Origin of the sequence: Microbacterium sp. NPDC091382 (genome assembly GCF_044757025.1) — a bacterium.
Taxonomy (GTDB): domain Bacteria; phylum Actinomycetota; class Actinomycetes; order Actinomycetales; family Microbacteriaceae; genus Microbacterium.
In genome coordinates, this window is record NZ_JBIVUD010000002.1 from 256,911 (window position 1) to 282,465 (window position 25,555).

Annotated in this window: 25 protein-coding genes and 1 tRNA gene; 21 read left to right on the forward strand and 5 right to left on the reverse strand. The window is 68.7% G+C overall.

Going from position 1 to position 25,555, the window contains the following annotated elements; all coding sequences use genetic code 11:
- Positions 1 to 4: 4 nt before the first annotated feature.
- Positions 5 to 796, reverse strand: coding sequence for an IclR family transcriptional regulator (locus tag ACIQLK_RS08670; protein WP_400364232.1), 792 nt, complete (start codon positions 794 to 796; stop codon positions 5 to 7).
- Positions 797 to 900: 104 nt separating this feature from the next.
- Between ACIQLK_RS08670 and ACIQLK_RS08675 the strand changes: the two genes are divergently transcribed.
- The 3 genes from ACIQLK_RS08675 to ACIQLK_RS08685 are packed head-to-tail and all read left to right on the forward strand — an operon-like array spanning position 901 to position 3,504.
- Positions 901 to 1,674: a CoA transferase subunit A gene (locus ACIQLK_RS08675; RefSeq protein ID WP_400364233.1), complete on the forward strand. Its 774-nt coding sequence runs from the start codon at positions 901 to 903 to the stop codon at positions 1,672 to 1,674.
- A 1-nt stretch (position 1,675) separates the two neighbouring features.
- Entirely contained in the window at positions 1,676 to 2,326 is a 651-nt protein-coding gene (locus ACIQLK_RS08680) for a CoA transferase subunit B (protein WP_400364235.1), read from the forward strand.
- Positions 2,323 to 3,504, forward strand: coding sequence for an acetyl-CoA C-acetyltransferase (locus ACIQLK_RS08685; protein ID WP_400364237.1), 1,182 nt, complete (start codon positions 2,323 to 2,325; stop codon positions 3,502 to 3,504). Before ACIQLK_RS08680 ends, ACIQLK_RS08685 begins: the two co-directional genes overlap by 4 nt.
- A 12-nt stretch (positions 3,505 to 3,516) precedes the next feature.
- Here the strand turns inward: ACIQLK_RS08685 and ACIQLK_RS08690 are convergent, their stop codons facing one another.
- Entirely contained in the window at positions 3,517 to 3,771 is a 255-nt protein-coding gene (locus ACIQLK_RS08690; protein WP_400364238.1) for a hypothetical protein, read from the reverse strand.
- Between the two features lie 73 nt (positions 3,772 to 3,844).
- On the opposite strand from ACIQLK_RS08690, the gene ACIQLK_RS08695 reads away from it, so the two are divergent.
- The 9 genes from ACIQLK_RS08695 to serA all read left to right on the forward strand — a co-directional run bounded on the left by ACIQLK_RS08695 (position 3,845) and on the right by serA (position 13,860).
- Positions 3,845 to 5,257, forward strand: a complete 1,413-nt coding sequence (locus ACIQLK_RS08695; protein WP_400364239.1) for a trehalose-6-phosphate synthase — start codon at positions 3,845 to 3,847, stop codon at positions 5,255 to 5,257.
- On the forward strand, positions 5,254 to 6,021 hold the full coding sequence (otsB, locus tag ACIQLK_RS08700) for a trehalose-phosphatase (protein ID WP_400364241.1): 768 nt from the start codon (positions 5,254 to 5,256) through the stop codon (positions 6,019 to 6,021). The genes ACIQLK_RS08695 and otsB overlap by 4 nt, the downstream gene beginning before the upstream one ends.
- 9 nt (positions 6,022 to 6,030) lie before the next feature.
- Positions 6,031 to 7,737 carry a dihydroxy-acid dehydratase gene (gene ilvD / locus ACIQLK_RS08705; protein ID WP_400364243.1) on the forward strand — a complete coding sequence of 569 codons (1,707 nt, stop codon included), beginning with the start codon at positions 6,031 to 6,033 and terminating at the stop codon, positions 7,735 to 7,737.
- A 41-nt stretch (positions 7,738 to 7,778) separates the two neighbouring features.
- Entirely contained in the window at positions 7,779 to 9,572 is a 1,794-nt protein-coding gene (locus ACIQLK_RS08710; protein WP_400364244.1) for an acetolactate synthase large subunit, read from the forward strand.
- 2 nt (positions 9,573 to 9,574) lie between these two features.
- Positions 9,575 to 10,084: an acetolactate synthase small subunit gene (gene ilvN / locus ACIQLK_RS08715; RefSeq protein WP_020097174.1), complete on the forward strand. Its 510-nt coding sequence runs from the start codon at positions 9,575 to 9,577 to the stop codon at positions 10,082 to 10,084.
- 45 nt (positions 10,085 to 10,129) lie between these two features.
- Positions 10,130 to 11,155, forward strand: a complete 1,026-nt coding sequence (gene ilvC / locus ACIQLK_RS08720) for a ketol-acid reductoisomerase (protein ID WP_400364245.1) — start codon at positions 10,130 to 10,132, stop codon at positions 11,153 to 11,155.
- A 107-nt stretch (positions 11,156 to 11,262) separates the two neighbouring features.
- A complete protein-coding gene (locus ACIQLK_RS08725; RefSeq protein WP_400364246.1) occupies positions 11,263 to 11,784 on the forward strand; it encodes a DNA polymerase III subunit gamma/tau in 522 nt (173 codons plus the stop codon).
- A gap of 4 nt (positions 11,785 to 11,788) precedes the next feature.
- A complete protein-coding gene (locus tag ACIQLK_RS08730) occupies positions 11,789 to 12,133 on the forward strand; it encodes a hypothetical protein (RefSeq protein ID WP_400364247.1) in 345 nt (114 codons plus the stop codon).
- Positions 12,134 to 12,255: 122 nt separating this feature from the next.
- Positions 12,256 to 13,860, forward strand: a complete 1,605-nt coding sequence (gene serA / locus ACIQLK_RS08735) for a phosphoglycerate dehydrogenase (protein WP_400364249.1) — start codon at positions 12,256 to 12,258, stop codon at positions 13,858 to 13,860.
- Positions 13,861 to 13,930: 70 nt separating this feature from the next.
- On the opposite strand, the gene ACIQLK_RS08740 is transcribed toward serA, so the two are convergent.
- A complete protein-coding gene (locus ACIQLK_RS08740; protein WP_400364250.1) occupies positions 13,931 to 14,473 on the reverse strand; it encodes a TetR/AcrR family transcriptional regulator in 543 nt (180 codons plus the stop codon).
- 65 nt (positions 14,474 to 14,538) lie between these two features.
- On the opposite strand from ACIQLK_RS08740, the gene ACIQLK_RS08745 reads away from it, so the two are divergent.
- The 8 genes from ACIQLK_RS08745 (at position 14,539) to ACIQLK_RS08780 (ending at position 22,320) form a co-directional block, all read left to right on the forward strand.
- Positions 14,539 to 16,086 carry an MFS transporter gene (locus ACIQLK_RS08745; protein WP_400364251.1) on the forward strand — a complete coding sequence of 516 codons (1,548 nt, stop codon included), beginning with the start codon at positions 14,539 to 14,541 and terminating at the stop codon, positions 16,084 to 16,086.
- Between the two features lie 31 nt (positions 16,087 to 16,117).
- Positions 16,118 to 17,170 (forward strand): 3-isopropylmalate dehydrogenase, encoded by a 1,053-nt coding sequence (locus tag ACIQLK_RS08750; protein ID WP_400364253.1) that lies wholly within the window; start codon positions 16,118 to 16,120, stop codon positions 17,168 to 17,170.
- A gap of 49 nt (positions 17,171 to 17,219) precedes the next feature.
- Positions 17,220 to 18,314 carry a branched-chain amino acid aminotransferase gene (locus ACIQLK_RS08755; protein WP_400364255.1) on the forward strand — a complete coding sequence of 365 codons (1,095 nt, stop codon included), beginning with the start codon at positions 17,220 to 17,222 and terminating at the stop codon, positions 18,312 to 18,314.
- Positions 18,315 to 18,317: 3 nt separating this feature from the next.
- Positions 18,318 to 19,085, forward strand: coding sequence for a fumarylacetoacetate hydrolase family protein (locus tag ACIQLK_RS08760; protein ID WP_400364257.1), 768 nt, complete (start codon positions 18,318 to 18,320; stop codon positions 19,083 to 19,085).
- Positions 19,078 to 20,313, forward strand: a complete 1,236-nt coding sequence (locus ACIQLK_RS08765) for an MFS transporter (RefSeq protein ID WP_400364259.1) — start codon at positions 19,078 to 19,080, stop codon at positions 20,311 to 20,313. The genes ACIQLK_RS08760 and ACIQLK_RS08765 overlap by 8 nt, the downstream gene beginning before the upstream one ends.
- Positions 20,314 to 20,355: 42 nt before the next feature.
- Positions 20,356 to 21,870 (forward strand): glutamate--tRNA ligase, encoded by a 1,515-nt coding sequence (gene gltX / locus ACIQLK_RS08770; RefSeq protein WP_400364261.1) that lies wholly within the window; start codon positions 20,356 to 20,358, stop codon positions 21,868 to 21,870.
- 69 nt (positions 21,871 to 21,939) lie between these two features.
- Positions 21,940 to 22,011: transfer RNA gene (locus tag ACIQLK_RS08775), tRNA-Gln, on the forward strand.
- A gap of 87 nt (positions 22,012 to 22,098) precedes the next feature.
- Positions 22,099 to 22,320: a hypothetical protein gene (locus ACIQLK_RS08780; protein WP_400364263.1), complete on the forward strand. Its 222-nt coding sequence runs from the start codon at positions 22,099 to 22,101 to the stop codon at positions 22,318 to 22,320.
- A 25-nt stretch (positions 22,321 to 22,345) separates the two neighbouring features.
- On the opposite strand, the gene ACIQLK_RS08785 is transcribed toward ACIQLK_RS08780, so the two are convergent.
- Both ACIQLK_RS08785 and ACIQLK_RS08790 read right to left on the reverse strand, forming a co-directional pair.
- Positions 22,346 to 22,525: a hypothetical protein gene (locus ACIQLK_RS08785; RefSeq protein WP_400364264.1), complete on the reverse strand. Its 180-nt coding sequence runs from the start codon at positions 22,523 to 22,525 to the stop codon at positions 22,346 to 22,348.
- Positions 22,526 to 22,618: 93 nt separating this feature from the next.
- Positions 22,619 to 24,631 (reverse strand): DUF262 domain-containing protein, encoded by a 2,013-nt coding sequence (locus ACIQLK_RS08790; protein ID WP_400364266.1) that lies wholly within the window; start codon positions 24,629 to 24,631, stop codon positions 22,619 to 22,621.
- A 123-nt stretch (positions 24,632 to 24,754) separates the two neighbouring features.
- Between ACIQLK_RS08790 and ACIQLK_RS08795 the strand changes: the two genes are divergently transcribed.
- On the forward strand, positions 24,755 to 25,528 hold the full coding sequence (locus ACIQLK_RS08795; protein WP_400364268.1) for a hypothetical protein: 774 nt from the start codon (positions 24,755 to 24,757) through the stop codon (positions 25,526 to 25,528).
- Positions 25,529 to 25,555: the final 27 nt, after the last annotated feature.

Here is a 25,555-nt window from a genome sequence, read left to right on the forward strand (position 1 = left end):
CGCGTCACATCCGTCTCGCGGACTGGATGCGCGTCGTCAGCTGGTGCGCGTGGGCGAGCAGCAGCCTGCCCAGTTCCGGCAGCCGGTCTGCGCCGAACCGGAACTCGACCCCGGTGAGGCTGAGGGCCCACGACGGTCGTCCCGCGTGATCGAAGACGGCCGCGCCCAGCCCCCACGACCCCGGCACGATGAGTCCGGGATTGACGGCGTACCCGCGGTCGCGTGTCTCGGCGACTCGCCGTGTGAGGGACGCCGCATCGTGGGCCTCACCCCATCGTGCGACGAGTTCGGGATGTCGGACGAGGTAGGCATCCACGTCCTCCTGGGGCAGGAAAGACAGGATGGCGAGTCCGGCGGACGCCACGCCGAGGGGGAATCGGACGCCCTCGCTGAGAACGAAGGACCGGATCGGGAACGAGCCCTCCTCGCGCACCAGGCACACGGTCTCGTCGCCTCTCCGGACGGACAGAAACGCGCTCTCCTCCGTCTTGACTGCGAGGGAGCGGACGATGTCGCCCGCGAGATGGGTGACGTCATAGCGAGGGGCGGCCGCGGCGCCCATGAGGAACAGCTCCGGGCCTGCGAGCCAGCGCGCACTCCGTTCGTCCTGGTCGACGAGCCCCTCCGCGCGGAGGGCGGACAGGAGGCGGTGGGCGGTCGTGCGTGTGAGGCCGGCGTCGACGGCCAGCTCCCGCACACCCTTGCCCGTCGTCCCCGCCGCGCTCACGAGTCGCAGCAGGTGGGCGGCGCGCGCGATCGCCTGCGCGCCGGGGACGGATGCCGCGGGTCGTTCCACAATGTGGACCCTAGGCGCCGGCTCGCCCACATGGCAATCATCCGTTCCCGTTCCGGTGCACCGGCGGGAGACGCTGGACGGCGGACGACACGAAGGAGTGCGCAGTGATCGACAAGACGGTGGCAGGCGCGGCGGAGGCGGTCGCCGACATCCCGGACGGCGCGAGCATCGCCGTGGGCGGTTTCGGGCTCTCGGGCAATCCGATCGCCCTGATCGAGGCCCTGCTCGCGCAGGGCACCACGGACCTCTCGATCGTCTCCAACAACTGCGGGGTCGACGACTGGGGGTTGGGTGTCCTTCTGCATGCGCGCCGCATCCGGAAGATGACCTCGTCGTACGTCGGTGAGAACAAGGAGTTCGAGCGGCAGTTCCTCTCGGGTGAACTCGAACTCGAGCTGACGCCTCAGGGGACCCTCGCCGAGAAGTTGCGCGCCGGCGGCTCGGGTATCGCGGCGTTCTTCACGCAGACGGGTGTCGGGACGCAGGTCGCCGATGGCGGGTTGCCGCGGCGCTACGACGGGCGGGGCGGTGTGGCCGTGGCATCTCCGCCGAAGGACCTGCGGACGTTCGCGGTCGACGGAGTCGAAAGGGAGTACGTCCTCGAGGAGGCGATCACCACGGACTTCGCGCTCGTCCACGCGCTGCGCGGCGACCGGCACGGCAACCTCGTCTTCGCCAAGGCCGCCCGCAACTTCAACCCGCTGGCCGCGATGGCGGGGCGGGTGTGCATCGCGCAGGTCGAGGAGCTGGTCGATCCCGGCGACCTGGACCCGGATGCCGTCCATCTGCCCGGCGTCTTCGTCCAGCGGGTCGTGGAGGTCGGGACGGGCATCGAGAAGCGCATCGAGCGGCGCACCGTCGCGGCGGAAGGGGAGTGAGATGGCGCTGACCAGGGACCAGATGGCCGCACGGGCGGCCATGGAGCTGCAGGACGGGTCGTACGTGAACCTCGGGATCGGTCTGCCGACTCTCGTGCCCAACCACGTGCCCGACGGCGTCACGGTCGTGCTGCAGTCCGAGAACGGCATCCTCGGCGTCGGCCCGTACCCGCACGAGGCCGACGTCGATCCCGACCTGATCAACGCGGGCAAGGAGACCGTGACGACGCTTCCCGGAGCGTCGTTCTTCGACTCCGCAGTCAGCTTCGGGATGATCCGCGGCGGCAAGATCGACGCGGCCATCCTCGGCGCGATGCAGGTCTCGGGAACGGGCGACCTCGCGAACTGGATGATCCCCGGGAAGATGGTCAAGGGGCCCGGTGGGGCGATGGACCTCGTCCACGGCGCAGCCCGCGTCGTCGTGCTGATGGAGCACGTCGCCCGCGACGGCTCACCGAAGATCGTGGACACGTGCTCGCTGCCGCTGACCGGACGCGGCGTGGTGGATCGCATCATCACGGATCTCGCGGTGATCGACGTCACCGACGAAGGCCTCGTGCTGGTCGAGACCGCCCCGGGAGTGAGCGTGCAACAGGTCAGGGACGCGACGGAGCCCGAGCTCGTCGTGACCGATGCGAAGGTGGAGTCATGAGCGAAGAGATCGTCGTCGTCGGTGCGGCACGCACCCCGCAGGGCCGGCTGAAGGGCGCGCTGTCGTCGTTCTCGGCACCCGAGCTGGGGGCCATCGCGATCCGCGGTGCTCTCGAGCGCGGCGGGATCGACCCGAGCGCGGTGGACGCGGTCATCCTGGGCCAGGTCCTCCCGGCCGGCTCTGGGCAGAATCCGGCGCGGCAAGCGGCGCTCGGGGCGGGGATCGGATGGGACGTCCCGGCCTCCTCCGTCAACAAGGTGTGCCTGTCGGGCCTCACCGCGGTGATCGACGCCAAGCGCATGATCGCGTCCGGCGACGCCGAGGTCGTCGTCGCGGGCGGGATGGAGTCGATGTCGCGCGCGCCCCACCTCCTCATGGGTTCCCGCGACGGCTGGACGTACGGTTCCGTCGAGGTCCTCGACCATATGGCGCACGACGGGCTGACGGATGCCGCCGATGGGATCTCCATGGGGCTGTCGACCGAGCGGCGGAATCCCGACCTCGGTCTGACCCGTCACGAGCAGGACCGCGTCGCCGCTCTGTCGCACCAGCGAGCCGCCGCCGCGACGAGCGCGGGCGTGTTCGACGCCGAGATCGTGCCCGTCGAGGTTCCGCAGCGCAAGGGCGACGCGAAGCGCGTCCTCGCGGACGAAGGCGTTCGGCCCGACACGACGGTCGAGAGCCTGTCCGGCCTGCGACCCGCGTTCTCGGCCGAGGGTGACATCACCGCGGGGAACGCCTCTCCGATCTCCGACGGTGCGGCCGCGGTCGTCGTGACGACCCGGACCCGTGCCGATTCAGAGGGATGGACGGTCCTCGCTGTGATCGGTGCCGCCGGTCAGGTGGCCGGGCCGGACAACTCCCTGCACTCCCAGCCGGCGCGCGCGATCGCGCAGGCGCTCGAGCGGCAGGGGCTGGCCGCATCCGAGCTGGACCTCGTCGAGATCAACGAAGCGTTCGGAGCGGTCGTCGCCCAGTCGCAACGGGAACTCGGCATCGACGAGAACGTCGTGAACATTCACGGCGGCGGGATCGCCATCGGCCACCCCATCGGCGCCTCCGGTGCGCGACTGGTCGTCCACGCGGCACACGAACTCGCGCGCCGAGGACGCGGAACCGCGGCAGTGGGTCTGTGCGGTGGAGGCGGTCAGGGAGAAGCGCTCATCCTGACGCTCTGAGTCCGCCGGTCGTCAGCGGGACAGGCGACGCTTCAGCAGCTTGGCCTTCTCACCATCGCGCGGCGAGTCCATCGGGATCAGCTTTCCCCGAGAGGCTCGTCGAGTGTCGACGACCGAGCCGATCGCGAGCGCGAGAGTGATCCCCCAGCTCAGCCAGGCGAGGGCGGTGCGCCACGTGAACGGCTCCGGGCTGCGTGCGGAGCGCAGCAGCGTGACCCCGCCGGTGAGGGCTGACAGCAGTCCGGTTCCGAACAGGTATTTGCGCATAGCATCCACGGTACTGCGCCGGACGCATGCCGCGGCGGTTGTTAGCCTGAAGTCATCCATCGAGAGGAACATCGTGACCGTGGCTTCCGACTTCGTCGTCGTGTCCAACCGTCTCCCCGTCGACCGGACCGACGACGAGAACGAACCCTGGCGCCGCTCTCCGGGGGGACTCGTCACGGCTCTCGACCCGGTCATGCGCAGCACCCGCGGCGCGTGGGTCGGGTGGCCGGGACAGCCCGGCGTCGAGCTCGACCCCTTCGAGTTCGACGGCCTCCAGCTCGTACCCGTCACGCTCTCGGCCGAGGACATGCAGCTCTACTACGAGGGCTTCTCGAACGACACGATCTGGCCGCTGTACCACGATGTCATCGCCGCGCCCACGTACCACCGCACCTGGTGGGACGCCTACGTCCGAGTGAACACGCGCTTCGCGGAGGCCGCGTCGGAGCGAGCCGCCGAGGGCGCGACCGTCTGGGTCCACGATTACCAGCTCCAACTCGTCCCCAAACTGTTGCGCGAACTGCGCCCCGACCTGACCATCGGATACTTCCACCACATTCCGTTCCCCGCATACGGGCTCTACGCGCAGTTGCCGTGGCGCCGCCAGGTGCTGGAAGGCCTGCTCGGCGCTGACGTCATCGGCTTCCAAAGGGTGACGGATGCCGGCAACTTCGCCCGGGCGGTGCGCCGCCAGCTGGGGTTCGACACCAAAGGGGGCGCCATCTCCGTTCCCACCGAGGACGGGGGAGTGCGCACCGCGGTGGCTCGGGCGTACCCGATTTCGATCGACGCGGCGGAGTACGAGGATCTTGCCAAGCGGCCCGAGATCCGGGCCCGCGCAGAGGAGATCCGCTCCAGCCTCGGCAACCCGAAGGCCATTCTTCTCGGCGTCGACCGCCTCGACTACACGAAGGGGATCCGTCATCGCCTGAAGGCTTACGGGGAGCTGCTGGCAGACGGCCGCCTCTCGGTGCACGATGTGATCCTGGTCCAGGTCGCGAGTCCCAGTCGGGAGCGGGTGCAGACCTATATGGAGCTCCGGGACGAGATCGAGCTGACCGTCGGGCGGATCAACGGCGACGCGGACGAGCTCGGCTACAGCGCCATCCAGTACCTGCATCATTCCTACCCGCGCGAAGAGATGGTCGCGCTCTTCCTCGCGGCCGACGTGATGTTGGTCACGGCCTTGCGTGACGGCATGAACCTGGTCGCGAAGGAGTATGTCGCGAGCCGCGTCGACGGCGGCGGAGCTCTGGTGCTCAGTGAGTTCACCGGCGCTGCGGACGAGCTGACGCAGGCGATCAAGGTCAATCCGCACGACATCGCGGGACTCAAGGACGCCATCATGCAGGCGGTCGAGATGCCGCAGAAGGAGAAGGACCGCCGGATGCGGGCGCTCCGTCGCCGCGTCCGCGAGAACGACGTCGCGAAGTGGTCCGAGCGCTTCCTCTCGGACCTGACCGCCGCCCGCGAGAAGCGCTCGTGAGCGACATCGCCACGATCGCCCGTGCGGAGACCCTCCTCGTCGCGCTGGACTTCGACGGAACCCTCTCGCCCCTTGTGGACGAGCCCATGAGCGCGCGCATGGCGCCGTCCGCCCGCGCCGCCGTGGACGCCCTCGTCCGCGCACCCGCGACCGTCGTCGCGTTCGTGTCCGGCCGCTCGCTGAGCGACCTCCGCGTCATCGCCGAGCACACCGACGACTCGCCGATCCTGCTCGCCGGCTCGCACGGCGCCGAGTACCTCATCCCCGGCGCAGCGGGCGACGCGACGATCGATCCGGCCGACGCAGAGCTGCGCGACAGCCTGCGCAGGGAGGCGGAGGATCTGGCCCGCGAGGTGCCGGGAGCCTGGATCGAGCCGAAGACGTTCGGCTTCGGCGTCCACCTGCGCACCGTGTCGGATGCGGCATCCGCTGACCGCCTGCGGTCCGCCGTCGACGCTCTCGTCGCGGACCGGGCGCCCCACTGGCGCCGACGTCAGGGGCACGGCATCGTCGAGTACGCGTTCACGGATGTGGGCAAGGATGCCGCCGTCGCCCACCTCTGCGAGGCCGTCGCCGCCACGGCGGTCGTCTTCGCCGGTGACGACGTGACGGACGAGGACGCCCTCCGGTCGCTCGGACCCGGCGATCTCGGCATCCGAGTCGGTCCGGGTGAGACGGCCGCATCCGTCCGTGTGGCAGACATCGAAGAACTCGCCGCTTTGCTGTCGGCTGTCGCACGCGAGCGCGTGGCCGCGCGGCAATAGACTTCGAGAATGCCCTCACCCGACGAGAACATCGACATCAAGCCCCGCAGCCGCGCGGTCACCGACGGCATCGAAGCCACCACCTCCCGCGGGATGCTCCGTGCGGTCGGCATGGGCGATGAGGACTGGGACAAGCCCCAGATCGGCATCGCCTCCAGCTGGAACGAGATCACGCCCTGCAACCTGAGCCTCGACCGGCTCGCGCAGGGAGCGAAGGAGGGCGTGCACGCCGGCGGCGGCTACCCGCTCCAGTTCGGCACGATCTCCGTCTCCGACGGCATCTCGATGGGCCACGAGGGCATGCACTTCTCTCTCGTCAGCCGCGAGGTCATCGCCGACTCCGTCGAGACCGTCATGATGGCCGAGCGCCTCGACGGCTCGGTCCTGCTCGCCGGCTGCGACAAGTCGATCCCCGGCATGCTGATGGCCTCGGCGCGCCTGGACCTCTCGAGCGTCTTCCTCTACGCCGGCTCGATCGCGCCGGGCTGGGTCAAGCTCAGCGACGGCACCGAGAAGGACGTCACGATCATCGACTCGTTCGAGGCGGTCGGCGCGTGCCTGGCCGGCAAGATGAGCGAAGCCGACCTCAAGCGCATCGAATGCGCGATCGCCCCCGGCGAGGGCGCGTGCGGCGGGATGTACACCGCCAACACGATGGCATCGGTCGCCGAGGCGCTCGGCCTCAGCCTTCCCGGCTCCGCGGCCCCGCCCTCCGCCGACCGCCGCCGCGACTACTTCGCCCACCGCTCCGGCGAGGCCGTCGTGAACCTGCTCCGCCAGGGCATCACGACGCGCGACATCCTCACGAAGGAGTCGTTCGAGAACGCGATCGCCCTCGCCATGGCTCTCGGTGGCTCGACGAACGTCGTCCTGCACCTGCTGGCCATCGCGCGCGAAGCTGAGGTCGACCTGACGCTGCACGACTTCAACCGCATCGGTGACAAGGTCCCGCACGTCGCCGACATGAAGCCGTTCGGAAAGTACGTCATGAACGACGTCGACCGGCACGGCGGCATCCCGGTCATCATGAAGGCGATGCTCGACGAGGGCCTCCTGCACGGCGACGCGCTCACCGTCACCGGTAAGACGCTCGCCGAGAACCTCCGCGACCTCGACCCGGATCCCCTCGACGGTACGGTCATCCACACCTTCGACGACCCGATCCACGCGACCGGTGGCATCACGATCCTGCACGGCTCGATGGCACCCGAAGGTGCCGTCGTGAAGACGGCGGGCTTCGACGCAGCGGTGTTCGAAGGGCCTGCGCGCGTCTTCGAGCGTGAGCGTGCCGCGATGGACGCCCTCGAGGAAGGACGCATCGCCGCGGGCGATGTCGTCGTCATCCGGTACGAGGGCCCGAAGGGCGGTCCGGGCATGCGCGAGATGCTGGCCGTGACGGCCGCCATCAAGGGCGCTGGCCTCGGAAAAGATGTACTACTGTTGACGGACGGACGATTCTCAGGCGGCACAACCGGCCTGTGCATCGGCCACATAGCACCCGAAGCGGTGGACGCTGGTCCCATCGCCTTCGTGCGCGATGGTGATCTGATACGGGTCGATATCGCGGCTCGTTCTCTCGACCTACTCGTCGACGAAGCCGAGCTGAGCTCCCGACGTGAAGGCTGGGAGCCCCTTCCCCCGCGCTATACCCGTGGCGTGTTGGCCAAGTACTCGAAGCTCGTGCGCTCCGCTGCGGAGGGCGCGACGACGGGCTAGGCCCCACACACTCGTCATCCATCACCACAGAGGTCCTTCTCATGTCTTCTGACACCGTCGCCGCTGTGCCCCGGCCACCGGCCGGAGGCTCGTCCACGCCGATGCTCACCGGAGCACAGGCCGTCGTCCGCTCGTTGGAGCTCCTCGGCGTCACCGACGTCTTCGGGCTGCCAGGCGGCGCCATCATCGAGGTCTACGACCCGCTGATGGACTCCACCGACCTGCGGCACATCCTGGTCCGCCACGAGCAGGGTGCCGGTCACGCCGCCGAGGGGTACGCCGCGGCATCCGGTCGTGTTGGCGTCGCGATCGCGACGTCCGGCCCTGGAGCCACGAACCTCGTCACCGCGATCGCCGACGCCTACATGGACTCGATGCCGATCGTCTGCATCACCGGACAGGTGTACTCGACCCTCATGGGGACGGATGCCTTCCAGGAGGCGGACATCGTGGGCATCACGATGCCGATCACGAAGCACTCGTTCCTCGTGAAGGACCCCGCCGAGATCCCCGGCGCCATCGCGGCGGCGTTCGAGATCGCCTCGACGGGTCGTCCCGGTCCCGTCCTCGTCGACATCACGAAGGACGCGCAGCAGGCCAAGGCACCCTTCGTCTGGCCGCCGAAAGTCGACCTCCCCGGCTACCGGCCGGTGACCAAGGCTCACGGCAAGCAGATCCAGGCGGCGGCTCAGTTGATCGCGGAGGCCAAGAAGCCGGTGCTCTACGTCGGTGGCGGCATCGTGCGCGCCGGTGCGGCTGCGGAACTCCGCCGGTTCGCCGAGGCGACGGGCGCGCCGGTGGTGACGACCCTGATGGCGCGCGGCGCGTTCCCGGACTCGCACCCGCAGCAGCTCGGCATGCCCGGCATGCACGGCACGGTGCCGGCCGTTCTGGCACTGCAGGAGTCTGACCTCCTCATCGCGCTGGGTGCCCGTTTCGACGACCGTGTGACCGGCAAGGCGGCGCTGTTCGCCCCCGACGCCAAGGTGATCCACGTCGACATCGACCCCGCCGAGATCTCGAAGATCCGCACGGCGGACGTCCCGATCGTCGGCGACCTCAAGGACGTCCTCGTCGACCTCGACGCGGCGTTCGCCGGGGTCGCCACCCCGGACATCTCGGAGTGGTGGTCCTACCTCGAGGGGCTGCGGACCGAGTTCCCGCTGGGGTACGCGCCGACGACCGACGGCCTCATGTCGCCGCAGCACGTCATCCAGCGCATCGGCGAGCTGACCGGACCCGAGGGCGTCTACGCGTCGGGCGTCGGGCAGCACCAGATGTGGGCAGCGCAGTTCATCGGGTACGAGCGTCCGAACGCGTGGCTGAACTCCGGCGGTGCCGGGACGATGGGTTACGCAGTTCCGGCGGCGATGGGCGCCAAGGTCGCCGAGCCCGAGCGGACCGTGTGGGCGATCGACGGTGACGGCTGCTTCCAGATGACCAACCAGGAGCTCGCCACCTGCGCGATCAACAACATCCCGATCAAGGTGGCGATCATCAACAATTCGTCCCTCGGCATGGTGCGCCAGTGGCAGACCCTGTTCTATGACGGACGCCACTCGAACACCGACCTCAACACGGGCCACGACAGCATCAGGATCCCGGACTTCGTGAAGCTCGCCGAGGCGTACGGCTGCCTCGGCATCCGCGTCGAGAGGGCCGAGGACGTGGATGCCGCGATCCGGACCGCGCTCGAGACGAACGACCGCCCCGTCGTGATCGACTTCGTCGTGAGCGCCGACGCGATGGTGTGGCCGATGGTGCCGCAGGGCGTCAGCAACAGCTACATCCAGTACGCGCGTGAGCACGCGCCGGCGTTCGAGCAGGGGGACTGACGATGAGCAAGCACGTCCTGAGCCTCCTCGTGGAGGACAAGCCCGGCCTGCTGACCCGCGTGGCGGGTCTGTTCGCCCGTCGTGGATTCAACATCGACTCGCTCGCCGTGGGCGTGACCGAGGTGCCGGGGCTGTCCCGCATCACGGTCGTGGTCGACGTGGAAGAGCTGCCGCTCGAGCAGGTGACGAAGCAGCTGAACAAGCTGGTGAACGTCATCAAGATCGTCGAGCTCGACTACGCGACCTCGGTCCAGCGCGAGCACATGCTCGTCAAGGTGCGCGCAGACAACCAGACACGCTCGAACGTCATCGAGGTCGTCAACCTGTTCCGGGCGTCCGTCGTCGACTACGCGACTGACGCACTGGTCGTCGAGGTCACCGGCGACCGGGGCAAGGTCGACGCCTTCCTCAAGGCCCTCGAGCCCTTCGGTGTCAAAGAGCTCGCCCAGTCCGGCATGGTCGCCATCGGCCGCGGCGGCAAGAGCATCACCGAGCGCGTTCTGCGCGGTTGACCCCACAACTTCTCTACCGACATCTACAAGGAGACACACACGAACATGGCTGAGATTCTCTACGACGCCGACGCCGACATCTCGCTCATCCAGGGCAAGAAGGTCGCCATCGTCGGGTACGGCTCGCAGGGCCACGCCCACGCCCAGAACCTCCGCGACTCCGGCGTCGAGGTGGTCATCGCCCTCAAGGAAGGCTCGAAGTCCGCTCCCAAGGCGGAAGAGGACGGCTTCCAGGTGAAGTCCGTCGCGGATGCCGCCGAGTGGGCAGACCTCATCATGATCCTCGCGCCCGACCAGCACCAGCGCGGCATCTTCAACGACGAGATCAAGCCGCACCTCGCGGCGGGCAAGACCCTCGCCTTCGCGCACGGCTTCAACGTGCGCTTCGGGTACATCGAGGTGCCGGACGACGTCGACGTCATCCTCGTCGCCCCGAAGGCTCCCGGTCACACGGTGCGCCGCGAGTTCGTCGCGGGCCGCGGCATCCCCGACATCATCGCTGTCGAGAAGGACGCGTCGGGCCACGCCTGGGACGTCGCGCTCTCGTACGCGAAGGCCATCGGCGGCACTCGCGCCGGCGTCATCAAGACGACCTTCACCGAAGAGACCGAGACCGACCTGTTCGGTGAGCAGGCCGTCCTCTGCGGCGGCGTGTCGCAGCTCGTCCAGTACGGCTTCGAGACGCTCTCCGAGGCGGGCTACCAGCCCGAGATCGCGTACTTCGAGGTGCTCCACGAGCTGAAGCTGATCGTCGACCTCATGTGGGAGGGCGGCATCGCCAAGCAGCGCTGGTCGGTCTCCGACACCGCTGAGTACGGCGACTACGTCTCGGGCCCGCGCGTCATCGACGCGAGCGTCAAGGAGAACATGAAGGCCGTCCTCGGCGACATCCAGTCGGGTGCCTTCGCGAAGCGCTTCATCGACGACCAGGACAACGGCGCCGTGGAGTTCCAGGAGCTCCGCGCCAAGGCCGCCGCGCACCCGATCGAGGCAGTCGGCAAGGACCTCCGCGCGCTCTTCGCGTGGAAGCAGCAGGACGCTGACTACACCGAGGGGTCGGCGGCCCGCTGACCTTCGGCATCCAGCCCTCGGCGCATCCGCCGGGATCGGCTTGACATGAGCCACGGAGGCCCGACCCTTACAAGGGGTCGGGCCTTCGGCGTCGGTAGACTCGGCACGTGGCTTCCGACCCCCGAGACGACGAGGACGCCTTCCGCTGGGAAGGCGATGATTCCCCGACGCGCCCGCCGCGCCCCGCGCCCGCCGATGCGGCTCTGCCGAGCGGATGGCGTGCGGTGGGGAAGGGGAGTGCGTCTCAAGCGGCCGCCCCGGCTGCGGATCAGAAACCCGTGCCTGCGGCAGAGGAGCACCGTTCGGCGTCGTCGGAGGACGACGCCGAGCCGGAACCGCCGACATCCCTCGGAAACGTTGCCCTCGTCACTCTTGGTCTCCTTGGCGGCATCTATCTGCTGTATACCGTCGGATGGATTCTGGGCGGGGCCCGCACGGCGCTGGTGATCTCGGCGTTCCTCGCGCCGTGGGCTGTCGTCCCGGCGCAGTGGGCAGCGGTCGCGGCTCCCGCCCTCTGGTTCGGCGTGTCGATGCTCCTGACGCGCGCCTCGGCGACGTGGGTGCGTTTCATGTGGCTCGTCGTCGGGGTGTTCCTGCTCGTGCCCTGGCCCCTCGTGAGCGGAGTGTGATCCCGTGACGACGTCTTCCCCCACCGTTCATCGCGTACCGTCCTGGCTGCGGGCCACCGTCGCCGGCGTCTTCGGGCTCTTCTACGCGTACGCCGTCTGGACCGCTGTCGCCTTCCTCGTCGCGCAGGCCACGGCGGTCGAGGGTCTGACCGGAGCCGGGTGGGCGTTCCTCGCCTTTCCGGTCGTCTTCCCGATCATCGTCTACATCGCGGGGGTCGTCCTCGGTCGTCGACGCCCGCTGCTGCACCTCGCCGCGATCCTGCTCGTGGGCCTCGGCCTTGTCGGGGTCTTCTGGCTGAACGTCCTCACGTTCGCGATCACCAACGGGAACTCTCTCTTCGGCTCCTGAAGCCCGTCACACGGTCGGAGCGGTGCGATCCGATTCGCTAGGCTGACGGTGCCGCGTACCGTCGTCGGACCCAGCCCGGCCGGCCTCGCGGCGATCCACACTCGCGTACCCGAAGGTCTGCCGTGCCCAAGCCTGTCGTCCTGATCGCCGAAGAACTCTCTCCCGCCACGATCGAGGCCTTGGGCCCCGACTTCGAGGTCCGATCCGTGGACGGCGCCGACCGGGCCGCGCTCCTCCCGGCCCTCGCCGACGCGGACGCCGTCCTCATCCGCTCCGCCACGAAGATGGATGCCGAAGCGATCGCCGCGGCTCCGTCGCTCAAGGTCATCGCGCGCGCGGGCGTCGGTCTCGACAACGTCGACATCAAGGCGGCCACGAGCGCCGGCGTCATGGTCGTGAACGCGCCGACCTCCAACATCATCTCGGCCGCCGAGCTCACCGTCGGCCACATCCTGAGCCTCGCCCGTCACATCCCGGCCGCGCACGCCTCGCTCGCCGCGGGTGCCTGGAAGCGGTCGTCCTTCACCGGCACCGAGCTCTTCGAGAAGACGGTCGGCATCATCGGGCTCGGCCGCATCGGCGCGCTCATCGCCGCGCGGCTCCAGGCCTTCGGCGTCTCGGTCGTCGCCTACGACCCGTACGTCACTCCGACCCGCGCGCAGCAGCTGGGCGTCCAGCTCCTCGGGCTCGACGAGCTCCTGAAGACGAGCGACTTCGTCACGATCCACATGCCGAAGACCCCCGAGACGACAGGCATGATCGGCGCGGCGCAGTTCGAGATCATGAAGGACACCGCGTACGTCGTGAACGTCGCCCGCGGCGGCCTCATCGACGAAGAGGCGCTGCACACGGCGCTCACCACCGGCCAGATCGCCGGCGCGGGCCTCGACGTCTTCACGAGCGAGCCGCCGAAGGAGGACGGCACGGCCTTCCCGCTGCTGTCCCTGCCGAACGTCATCGTCACGCCCCACCTCGGGGCCTCGACCGAAGAGGCACAGGAGAAGGCGGGCGTCTCGGTTGCGAAGTCCGTCAAGCTCGCGCTCGAGGGCGACCTCGTCCCGGATGCCGTGAACGTCGCCGGCGGCGTCATCGACCCGTTCGTGCGTCCCGGCATCGCGCTCGTCGAGCAGCTCGGCCAGATCTTCACGGGCCTCGCCCCCAGCGCGCTCACGAGCCTCGACATCGAGGTCCGTGGCGAGCTGGCCGACTACGACGTCAGCGTCTACCGCCTGGCGGCACTCAAGGGGATCTTCACGAACATCGTGAGCGAGAACGTCTCCTACGTGAACGCGCCGCTGTTCGCCGAGCAGCGCGGCATCGAGACCCGGCTGATCGTCGAGTCCGAGAGCCCGCTGTACCGCAACATCACCATCCTGCGCGGCACGCTCTCGGACGGCACCGTACTCACCGTCGAGGGCACCCTCGCCGGCACCCGCATGGTGCCGAAGGTCGTCGGAATCAACGGCTACGAGGTCGAGGTCCCCATCGATCGATACCACGTCGTCATGCGGTACGCCGACCGACCCGGCATCGTCGCGATCTACGGCCAGAAGCTCGGTGAAGCGGGCATCAACATCGCGGGGCTCCAGGTCGCGCGTCCCGACGCGAGCGGCCGCGCCCTGTCGGTGCTGACGGTCGACTCGCCGATCCCCGAGCCGATGCTCGACGAGCTCCGCGCATCCGTGCAGGCCGACCTGTTCCGCCAGATCGAGCTCACCGAGGTCTGACCGACCGGCATCCCTCGTTCCCCTGTCGCGACACGCCGCGTACGGTCGTCCTTCGCGACGGGGGAGCGGGTCAGCGGGCGGCGCGCTCGACGAGAGCGATGAGCGCGTCGAGATCGTCGCCCTGCGGGATGGGCCCGGGGACCCCCTGCGTGGCGAGTGCGCTGTTGAAGTAGAGCCCGTCGCTGACGAGCAGGACGAGCTGCAACGCGCTCTCGTCGCGGGTGTGGGGGCGGAGGGCGTCCTCCCACACGCGTCGCGCGTCACGAAGAGCGACGGATGCCGCGTCGTGGCCCGTCTGCGCCAGGCGGGAGGTCGCGACGATCGCACGGTCGAGTGGGGTGTCCGACTGCACCGAGGTGCGGACGAAGACGTCGATGATGCCGTCGGGGGAGCGGAGCATCTCTTCGACGTCGGCATCGACGAGGCGACGCATCCGCTCGATCAGGGCTGCTTCGAGCGCCTCCTTCGTCGCGTAGTGGTACAGCAGACCGCCTTTGGAGACTCCCGCTGCCGCCGCGACGGCGTCCATCGTGGCGCCGCGGGCTCCGTCGTCGATCAGGGCGGCTTCGAAGGCGTCCAGGACGCTTTCGCGCGCCCGCGGTGGTCTGCTCACGTGTTCGATCCTCTCGCCGTCCGATGACGATTCTGTTACTATACCGGCTGGACGGTGTATAAATCATGACGTTGACGGAAGAGATCCGAGTGGCCGACGCGGCCGGAGCACGACAGGGATGGCGCGGCTGGGCCGCACTGGCGGTGCTGATGCTGCCGGTGCTCCTCGTATCGGTTGACAACACGGTGCTGAGCTTCGCGCTCCCCGAGATCGCACGCGACCTGACCCCCACGAGCGCGCAGCAGTTGTGGATCATCGACGTGTACCCGCTCGTCCTGGCCGGCCTCCTGGTGACGATGGGCTCCTTGGGGGACCGTCTCGGGCGTCGCCGGCTCCTGATGATCGGTGCGACCGGGTTCGCGACGATCTCCGCGCTGGCGGCGTTCGCAACCTCCGCAGAGCTGCTCATCGTCGCGCGCGCGGCGATGGGGCTGTTCGGCGCGATGCTCATGCCCTCGACGATGTCGCTCCTGCGCAGCATCTTCACCGACCGCGACCAGCGCCGGCTCGCGATCGCCGTCTGGGCGTCGATGTTCTCGGCGGGCTCCGCGCTGGGGCCGATCGTCGGCGGGTTGCTGCTCGAGCACTTCGCCTGGGGATCCGTCTTCCTCCTGGCCGTGCCGGTCCTCATTCCGCTGCTGATCCTCGCACCGATCCTCGTGCCCGAGAGTCGCGATCCGAAGCCCGGCCGCATCGACCCGCTCAGCATTCTGCTCAGCATGGCGACGATGGTGCCGATCGTCTACGCGATCAAGGAGTCCGCGGTCCACGGTCCCGGCGTCCTCCCGCTCGTCCTCGTCCTCGCGGGACTGGTCTTCGGCGGGATGTTCGTCCGCCGTCAACTGCGCTCAGACGCGCCGATGCTCGACATGCGACTCTTCGGAAAGGGCGCCTTCACGGGGGCCCTGCTCGTCAATCTGCTGAGCGTCGTCGCCCTGGTCGGCTTCCTCTACTTCGTGACTCAGCATCTGCAGCTGATCGTGGGTCTCAGCCCTCTGCAGGCGGGGCTCGCACTCGTCCCGGGGCTCGTGCTCATGATCGTCTCGGGTCTCACCGTCGTCCCGATCTCCCGCCGCGTCTCGCCGCGGATCGTCGTGCCGGTCGCGCTGGCACTGTCGGTCGCCGCATACCTCGTCATCGCCGTGTCGACGGATGCCGCGGCCCTCGGCACGCTCATCGCCGCCTTCGGCCTCCTCGGCCTCGGCATCGGTGCGGCCGAGACGGTCTCGAACGAGCTGATCCTCGCCACTGCTCCGCCGGCGAAGGCCGGAGCCGCGAGCGCCGTCTCGGAGACGGCCTACGAGCTCGGGGCCGTTCTGGGAACGGCGGTGCTCGGCGGCATCCTCACCGCCCTGTACCGCTCCGGTATCGTGCTGCCCGACGGTGTTCCGCCGGGGACGGCGGCAGCCGCCCGCGAGACGTTGGGCGGAGCAGTCACCGCCGCCGAGGGCCTGCCGACGGGACTCGGCCAGCGCGTGGTGGACGCCGCAGCATCGGCCTTCGACTCCGGTGTCGGCGTGACCTCGATCATCGGCGCGGCTCTCGTCGTCTGCGCGGCCGTCATCGCGGCCACTACGCTGAAGGGGACCCGCACCCCGCACGTCGAGCACTGACGCAGGGGGTCCCCCACACACGAGGAGAGCGATGTCGCGCGTCGTGAAGCTGGCCGTCATCCCCGGAGACGGCATCGGTCCCGAGGTCGTCGCAGAGGCCGAGAAGGTCCTCGACGCCGTCACCGACGGTACGGAAGTCCGCTTCGAGAGGACCCGGTTCTCGCTGGGCGCCGCGCGCTACCTCGAGACCGGCGACACCCTCACGGACGAGGACCTCGCCGCCATCGCCTCCCACGACGCGATCCTCCTCGGCGCGGTCGGTGGGACACCGGGAGATCCCCGGCTGAAGGACGCGAACATCGAGCGGGGCCTGCTCTTGACGCTCCGCTTCGCCCTCGACCACTACGTGAACCTGCGGCCCTCGGTGCTCTATCCGGGCGCGTCCGGGCCGCTCGCCGACCCCGGGGAGATCGACTTCGTCGTCGTCCGCGAGGGCACGGAGGGGCCCTACGTCGGCAACGGGGGCTCGATCCGCACGGGGACCCCGCACGAGATCGCGAACGAGACGTCCGTGAACACGGCGTACGGCATCGAACGCGTAGTTCGGTTCGCCTTCGCCCAGGCCGAGAAGCGTCGTCAGAAGCTGACGCTCGTCCACAAGACGAACGTGCTGGTCCACGCGGGCGGGATGTGGAAGCGGATCGTCGACGAAGTGGCGCAGGAGCACCCCGGCGTCGCCGTAGACTACCTGCACGTCGACGCGGCGACGATCTTCCTGGTCACGAACCCGGGCCGCTTCGATGTGATCGTCACCGACAACCTCTTCGGCGACATCCTGACCGACTTGGCCGGCGCCGTCACCGGAGGCATCGGCCTCGCCGCTTCGGGGAACATCAACCCCGACGGCGCGTTCCCGTCGATGTTCGAGCCCGTGCACGGTTCCGCGCCCGACATCGCCGGACAGCAGATCGCCGACCCCACCGCCGCGATCCTCTCCGTCGCCCTTCTCCTCGAGCACCTCGGGCTGAGCGACGAGGCGCAGCGCGTCACCCGCGCGGCCCGCGAGGACATCGAAGCGAGGGACGGCTCAGCCCGCACGACCGCGCAGGTCGGCGACGCCATCACCGCACGCCTCCGGGCGTAATCTGAGGGGATGCGCGTCGCGCAGACACCGCGCGAGGAACAGGAATGACATGACCCTCACCGACTCAACCGCCGCCCCGCTCACCTTCTCGGTGACGAAGAACCTGGCTGCGGCGTCGCCGTCCGCCCGCGAGGAGATCCTCGCCAATCCCGGATTCGGCACCAACTTCACCGACCACATGGTCGACATCTGCTGGTCGTCGAAGGGCGGCTGGCACCGCCCCCGCGTCTCGCCCTACGGCCCCATCTCGCTGTCGCCGGCGGCGGCCGTGCTGCACTACGGCCAGGAGATCTTCGAGGGCATCAAGGCGTACCGTCACGCGGACGGTTCCATCCACACCTTCCGGCCCGACGAGAACGCTGCACGCCTGCAGCGTTCGGCGCGACGGATGGCACTGCCCGAACTCCCGGCGGAGTACTTCCTGCAGTCGCTTCGCGAGCTGATCGCCGTCGACGGCGCCTGGGTCCCCTCTGGGGACGACCAGAGCCTCTACCTCCGCCCCTTCATGTTCGCAAAGGAGGCTTTCCTCGGCGTTCGCCCCGCGGAGAAGGTCGCCTACTACGTGATCGCCAGCCCGGCCGGCGCATATTTCAAGGGCGGCGTCACCCCCGTCAAGATCTGGCTGAGCGAGGATTACGCGCGTGCCGGCAAGGGCGGCACGGGAGCGGCGAAGACCGGCGGCAATTACGCCGCGAGCCTCCTGCCCCAGGCCGAGGCGTACGAGAAGGGCTGCGACCAGGTCGTCTTCCTCGATGAGGACGGCAACGTCGAGGAGCTCGGCGGCATGAACGTCGTCTTCGTCAAGAAGGACGGAACGCTCGTGACGCCCGAATCGGAGTCGATTCTCGCCGGCATCACGCGCAACTCGATCCTGCAGCTCGCGGAAGACAGGGGACATCGAGTCGAGCGCCGTCCGGTGTCTCTCGCCGAATGGCGCGAAGGTGTCGCGTCGGGCGAGATCGTCGAGGTGTTCGCGTGCGGCACCGCTGCGGTCGTGACCCCGATCGGTGCGCTGAAGGCGTCCGGTTTCGAGGAGGAGCAGCCCACCGGCACGCTCGCGCTCGAGCTGCGCCAGCATCTCACCGACATCCAGTACGGCCGCGCCGAAGACGTGCACGGCTGGCTGACCCGGCTGGACGGCTGAGCCGTGCGCATCGTCCGCTACAGCCGCAACGAAGCCATCCGCTACGGGATCATCGATGAGAAGGAGGTCGTCGAACTCGCCGGCGACCCCCTGTTCGCCGGTTTCGAGACGACGGGTGAGCGCATCCCGCTCGCCGAGATCACCCTCCTGGCTCCGTCGATCCCGCGATCGAAGATCGTGTGCGTCGGCAAGAACTACCGGGACCACGCCGCCGAGATGGGCGGGGAGGCCCCGACCGAGCCCCTGCTCTTCCTGAAGCCGAACACGTCGGTCATCGGTCCCGACGACGCCATCGTGCGGCCGCCGCAGTCCCAGCGCACCGACTACGAGGGCGAGCTCGCCGTCGTGATCGGCCGTGTCGCGAAGAACGTCCCGGCCGAGAAGGCCCTCGACTACGTCTTCGGATACACGATCGGCAACGACATCACCGCTCGCGACCTGCAGCGCTCCGACGGCCAGTGGTCGCGCGCAAAGGGCTTCGACACCTTCTGCCCGCTGGGTCCGATCATCGAGACCGAGTTCGACCTCGACGGCGGTGCGCGAATCGTCTCCCGCGTCAACGGCGAGGTGCGTCAGGACGGACCCATCTCCGACATGGTCCACTCGGTCCCCGAGATCATCGCCTACGCGTCGGCCGCGTTCACCCTCCTGCCGGGCGACGTGATCCTCACGGGCACGCCGGCGGGGATCGGCGAGTTCCACGCCGGTGATGTGCTCGAAGTGGAGATCTCGGGTCTCGGCATCCTGCGCAACACGGCGCGGAATGCCTGACGGGGGCGACCCCACTCTCTCGGCGCTCGACGTCGCCCGAATCCAGCGGCGCACCGTCGGCGTTCTCGCCGTCGGGCAGGTGCTGGGCGGCGTCGCCTTCGGGTCCACGGTGTCGCTCGGTGCCCTGCTCGCGGCTGACCTGTCGGGACAGGAGTCGCTCTCGGGGTTCGCGACGGCATCCGTCACCCTCGGTGCCGCGCTGTGTGCGATCCCGCTCGCACGTCTCGCTGCGGCGCAAGGACGCCGACGTGCTCTGACCCTTGGGAACCTCCTCGCCCTCGTCGGTATCGCGGTCGTCATCACGGCGGCAGCGCTCCGCCTCTTCCCGCTGCTGCTCGTCGGCGTCATCCTCATCGGCGCCGGGAATGCGGGCAACCTGCAGTCGAGATTCGCCGCCACCGATCTCTCGGTGCAGGGGCGGCGCGGACGCGACCTCGGGACCGTGGTGTGGGCGACGACAGTGGGCGGGGTCGTCGGCCCGCTCATGCTGACGCCCGGCGAGGCTGTCGGTCACTGGCTCGGGATGCCGCCGCTCACCGGCTCGTACGCGTTCTCGATCGTCGCGCAGACGCTCGCCCTCGTCCTTTACCTCGTCGCCCTCCGTCCCGATCCCCTGAAGGTCGCGCAGCAGCTCGCACGCACGAGGGATGCCGGTGCGACCCGCATCGTCGAAGTGGATCGCCCGGCCGCCGCCCGATACGCCGTGTTCGCCGTGGCCGGATCGCACGTGACGATGGCCTCAGTCATGGCGATGACCCCCGTGCACCTGTCCCACCTCGACCCCGCGAACGTGACGACGATCGTCGGCGTCACGATCGCCCTGCACGTGTTCGGGATGTACGGCCTGTCACCGGTGTTCGGCATCCTCGCGGACCGGTGGGGGAGGCTGCAGACGATCCTCCTTGGCCAGGCGATCCTCGCCGCATCGCTCGTCACAGCGGCGATCGCGCCGAACTCGCCCACGGCCGTGCTCGTGGCACTCCTACTGCTCGGTCTCGGGTGGAGCGCCGCGACGGTAGGTGGCGCCGCGTTGCTGACGGAGGCCACACCCACCGAGCTCCGCCCGCGCCGACAGGGGCGCAGCGACACGGCGATGACACTGTCGGCGGCGATCGGCTCGGTCCTGGCGGGCGGCGTCCTGAGCCTCATCGGCTACGGCGGACTTGCGCTCGTCGCTCTCGCGATCGTCGTCGCGATCACCGTCCTCTCTCCCTACGCCCGCCGCTGAGCTCGCTGGCCGGTCGGAGGCGCGGCCGTAGACTGGACGGCGATGTCGACTGCACCGCACACCCTCACCACGACCGCTTCCGGCTCGGACGTCCGCGTCCGTTTCTGCCCCTCACCCACCGGCCTCCCGCACGTCGGGATGGTCCGCACGGCCCTCTTCAACTGGGCCTATGCGCGGCACACGGGCGGCAAGATGATCTTCCGCGTCGAGGACACCGACGCCGCCCGCGACAGCGAGGAGAGCTACCGTCAGCTCGTCGACGCGCTCACGTGGCTCGAAATCGACTGGGATGAAGGCGTCGAGAAGGGCGGACCGCATGAGCCCTACCGGCAGTCGCAGCGTCACGACATCTACCGCGAGGTGCTCGACAAGCTGATCGCGAGCGGCGCCGTTTACGAGTCCTACTCGACCGCCGAGGAGATCGACGCGCGGAACGCCGCTGCGGGACGCGCCAAGCAGCTCGGGTACGACAACTACGACCGCACCCTCACCGACGAGCAGAAGGCCGCCTTCCGCGCCGAGGGACGCGAGCCTGCATGGCGCCTGCGGGTGCCCGACGAGGACGTCACCTACGTCGACCTCATCCGCGGCGAGGTCACCTTCCCCGCCGGATCGTTCCCCGACTTCGTGGTGGTCCGCGCCGGCGGCATCCCGCTGTACACGTTCACCAACCCGGTCGACGATGCGCTCATGGGGATCACCCACGTCCTCCGCGGCGAGGACCTCATGCCCTCGACGGCGCGTCAGCTCGCCCTCTACAGCGCGCTGATCGACGCCGGCGTGACGGACTTCGTGCCGCGCTTCGCGCACATGCCGTTGGTGCTGGGGGAGGAGGGCACCAAGAAGCTCTCCAAGCGCGACCCGAAGGCCGACCTCTTCCTGCAGCGCGAGAAGGGCTTCATCCACGAAGGTCTGCTCAATTACCTCTCCCTGCTCGGCTGGTCCATCGCCTCCGACCGCGATGTGTTCACGCGTCAGGAGCTGATCGAGGCCTTCGACATCGTGAACGTCAACCCCAACCCGGCCCGGTTCGACCAGAAGAAAGCCGAGTCGATCAACGGCGACCACATCCGGATGCTGGAGCCCGAGGACTTCGCTTCGCGGTTGGTGCCGTACCTGGTCGGTGCCGGTGTCGTCAGCACGCCTCCCACCGATGTGCAGCGCGAGATGCTCGCCAAGGCCGCGCCGCTCGTCCAGGAGCGCATGCAGATGCTCGGTGAGGCACCAGGACTCCTCGGCTTCCTCTTCCGCGACGTCGATACCTACGACGAGGACGCTTTGAAGGGTCTGCCCGCCAACGCAGCCGAGGTGCTCGCCGCATCCATCGATGCCCTCGACGGTGTTCCCGTCGACGATTTCCGCGCCGAGACGATCCAGGCAGCACTCGCGGGCTCGCTCATCGACGGACTGGGGCTGAAGCCTCGCGTCGCCTATGGGCCCGCGCGCGTCGCGCTCAGTGGACGACGTGTGTCTCCGCCGCTGTTCGAGTCGATGGAGCTCCTGGGCAAGGACGTGTCGATCGCCCGCCTCGAGAAATTGAAGGCGACACGCGGCTGATGCCTCGGTTTGGCCGGGACCGCGCCGTGGGCTAAGCTTGATCCTCGGAACGGTTCCGGCCGGATCCGGTGGGGTATGGTGTAATTGGCAACACGGCGGTTTCTGGTTCCGTTGTTCTTGGTTCGAGTCCAGGTACCCCAGCAAGACGAAAAACCCCCGCTCCGGCGGGGGTCTTTGCGTTTCCTGCAAGAGCTGTCCGAGCCTCCCGCGCAGGCGCACAATGGACGCATGGGACTCTTTACGCAGCGACCCGAAGAACCGTCCGAGTGGGGCGGACTCCCGTCCGAACCGTTGGAGCCGGCGAACCCGATCGATCGACTCGGGGAGGGACCGGCGGTCGGCGGGTGGACACCGGACCTCCTGTCTGCGACGCCCGCGACAGCGACGTGGATCGAGATCCCGGTCGGCTCCGCCGCCCCCGAGGGTGACGGCGGAGCCGACGGCGACTGATCTTCACCGCATCAGAACGACCGGCTCACTCGATGCCCACGCAGACCCACTGCTGCGCCCGCCACAGGATGTTGTAGAGGTTCCACGGCTCCTCGTCGACAGGCCGCCAAGCGCGCCCGACGCACGCGGTCCATTCAGGCAGGCGACAGCAGACGCGATGTCCGAAGAGGCGGAACAGCAGTCTGCACAGGGGTGAACGCACCATGGATGCGAGCCTTTCTCTCGATCGCCGCCCCGGGTCGGGGCTGGCGTTGGCTCGCAGGCATGGCCCCAACCTATCGCGTCGGGGTGTAGCGGGTCACCGCATCGCGTCGCCGATGTAGGAGTACTTGACGAAGACCTCCGACGCCCAGCCGGCCTCTTCAAGCACGCCCTGGACCGCGGAGAGCATGTACTTCGAGTCCCACCCGAGATACAGGTACTGACCATCACCCAACTGATCCCACTGGCCGTTCCACGCCATCGCGGGATACACCGGACCGCCCTGGCGCGCGCTGTAGTCGACGACGCTCCGGCGTGAGTCCGCCCACAACCGGGCGAACACGCGGTTGAAGAGGTAGCGCACGTCGCGGACGTCCCAGTGCTCGCCGCGGTACTCGACGTAGTCGAACTCCCGCTGCCAACCACGAGGCCACCCACGTCGCTTCTTCGCGTCGAGGATCGGGGTCAGGTTGTCGTCGTCGATGCCCACGACGGCGGGGCGGCGCCAGGCATCCATGAAACGGGCGGTCAACTGCTCGGTGCGCGCGGCGATCTGCGCCGTCGACCACGTCTCGGCTTCCGCGATCTCCCGGGTGAGGGCGACCGAGCTGCTGGCGTAGACACGGCGCTTCTGCGGGAACGACGCGTCGAATGCGCGGTCCGCAGCATCCTCCTCGAGCAGCGTGAGATTGCCGAGCGTGTTCGCCAGCGCCCGGTGCGCGTTCTGCTCGTCGTCGGTGAGATCCGTCCACCGGCGGATGCCGTCGCCGCTCCAGTCATCGGACGGGGACGCCGGCAGGACCTGGTCGAGGACGAGGTCCGCGTCGGCGTCGATCCCGGAGAGGCGCTCGAGCACGAAGGCCGCATGCGGGAGTTCGCCGTAACGGAGGCCGACCCGGGTGCGCTCATCCGACGGCGTGATGCGTGCGATGGCCAGGGTCAGTGCGTCCACGCCGTCGTCCGCCGCGCGACAGAACCGTGCCACGAGACGCTCGATCGGCAGGCCGACCACGGTCCGCCTCAGCAGGAGCGATTCGACGTGAGTGAGGGCGAGAGACAGATCGGATGCCGAGAGCTCACCGTGCAGGTGGTCGCGGTACAGCCGCATCGCGATCGGGTACATACCGCGGCCGAGCACATTGATGGCCCCGAAGTGGCGCGCGATGGCGGCATCGTCCGCTGCGGCCGGGTCGAGCTGGAGTCGGTAGATCTCGGACAGCTCGCGCCACCGGGCCGCGTGCGTCAGCAGAGTCCCGCGGTCGAGGCGGGGGAACTCGTGGCGGAAGGCGTCGTAAACGCCGCGCTCGCCCTCGACGAGGACTTCGCGACCCGTGAGCATCACCAGGTAGTCGCGCCAGAACGCGCCGATCTGCTCACCGGTGTTGGCCTCGATCGGAAGCCAGTATTCGCTCTCGATCTCGCTCTGCTCGGCGTGCGAGAGGCCCATGAGCACGTAGTTGTGGATGAGCTCGTGGTCGCGCAGCGGCTCGCCCGTCGAGTTGAGGCTCTCGAAGGTCTGCTGCGCGTTGGCTCCTGCGCCGAGGGTGATCGAGACGTGCTCGAGTTTGCGCAGCCCGCGCCAGATGCCGGCCGCCTCGTCGGCGCGGATCTGGCTGCGGAAGAAGGCGTAGTTGTCGTCGAAGCGCGACACCCGGTCCGCGTCCTCGGGGGAGCGGCGGTCGAGGACGACACTCTCGAAGACCTCCGCCCAGGCACGGTGCGGCCGGAGCTTGGTCCGCGCGGGATCGTCGCGGCGAACCAACACGGTTTCGAGTTCCACCGCGAGCGAGGGGTCGTCCTCTCGGAGCGTGTGATGGAGGGCGGCGATGAGCAGCATGAGCGTCGTGACGCGCTGCTGTCCGTCGATGAGGACGAGGTGCGCGTCGTCATCCGCCGACGTGCTCGCCGTCGACAGGATGGAACCGATGAAGTGCGTCTGCCCGTCGTCACTGGCAGCCACGGCGCGGACGTCGGCGAGCAGCTGCTCGCATCCGCCGATGTCCCAGCGGTACTGCCGCTGATACACCGGCACGACGATCGTGGTGTCCGAGGCGGAGAGCCAATCGATCGTGTTGACGGCGGTCGCATCGACGTTCGTGGCGCTGCTCATGTTCCTCGAATCGCTCCTCGAATTTTCCCGGTCGAGTCTACTGACGGTCTCAGAGCCGCTAGGTAGGCTGACCTAAGTCGGGCCTGTAAAAACTTCGCTCGTCCGACAGAAAGGTTGATCCGCATGGGTTACATCAAGAGTGCTCTGCTCGAGGAGACCGGGTACGTCGTCCTCGACATGTACGGCAAGGAAATCGATCCCAAGGAGTGGCTCGACATCGAGTACGTCGATTGGAAGTCCTCCGGCGACACTCGGTTCGCGCCGCTGGCGTCGGCCAAGGGTGAGATCGAGTGCAACGGATTCTGGAACCACCAGCCGCCGCGCACCGACAAGGACGGCGTCTGGATCCCGTCGCAGACCGAGAAGGCTCCCACCCTCACCGAGCGCGCCCTCGAGCCCGGCTCGAACGTCGGTCGGTGCCGGATCATCGAACTGCAGCCCAACACGTACGCCGACGCGCTGTACAACCTGCACCAGGATGACAACAACCGCCTGAACCCCGACGGGACCGGCTGGGTCGTCCGCAGCTTCTTCAACCTCACCGACGACAAGGACAGCTTCTTCGTCCTGCGCGACAACCGCACCGACCCGAACGGCGAGACGCGCATCGCTCTGCCTGCGGGCGCACAGCTCGTCATCGACACGCAGCGCCTCTGGCACGCCGCGTACCACCCGGGTGACGCTCCCCGGTACTGCCTCATCACGTCGTGGGAGTCGGGCCCCGAGCTCGACGCCTACATGGAGAAGTACAACGGCGTGAACAAGGTCGAGAGCGTTCCGCTCGACCAGGAGACCATCGACGCCGCGCAGGCGGAGCAGGAGCGTCGCATCGCCGCCCGTGCCGCCGCACTCGCGGCTCGCGGCCAGCGCGAGGTCCTCGCCATGAGCGAGGCCTGAGCCCCCGCCACCACGACGACGCCCCCG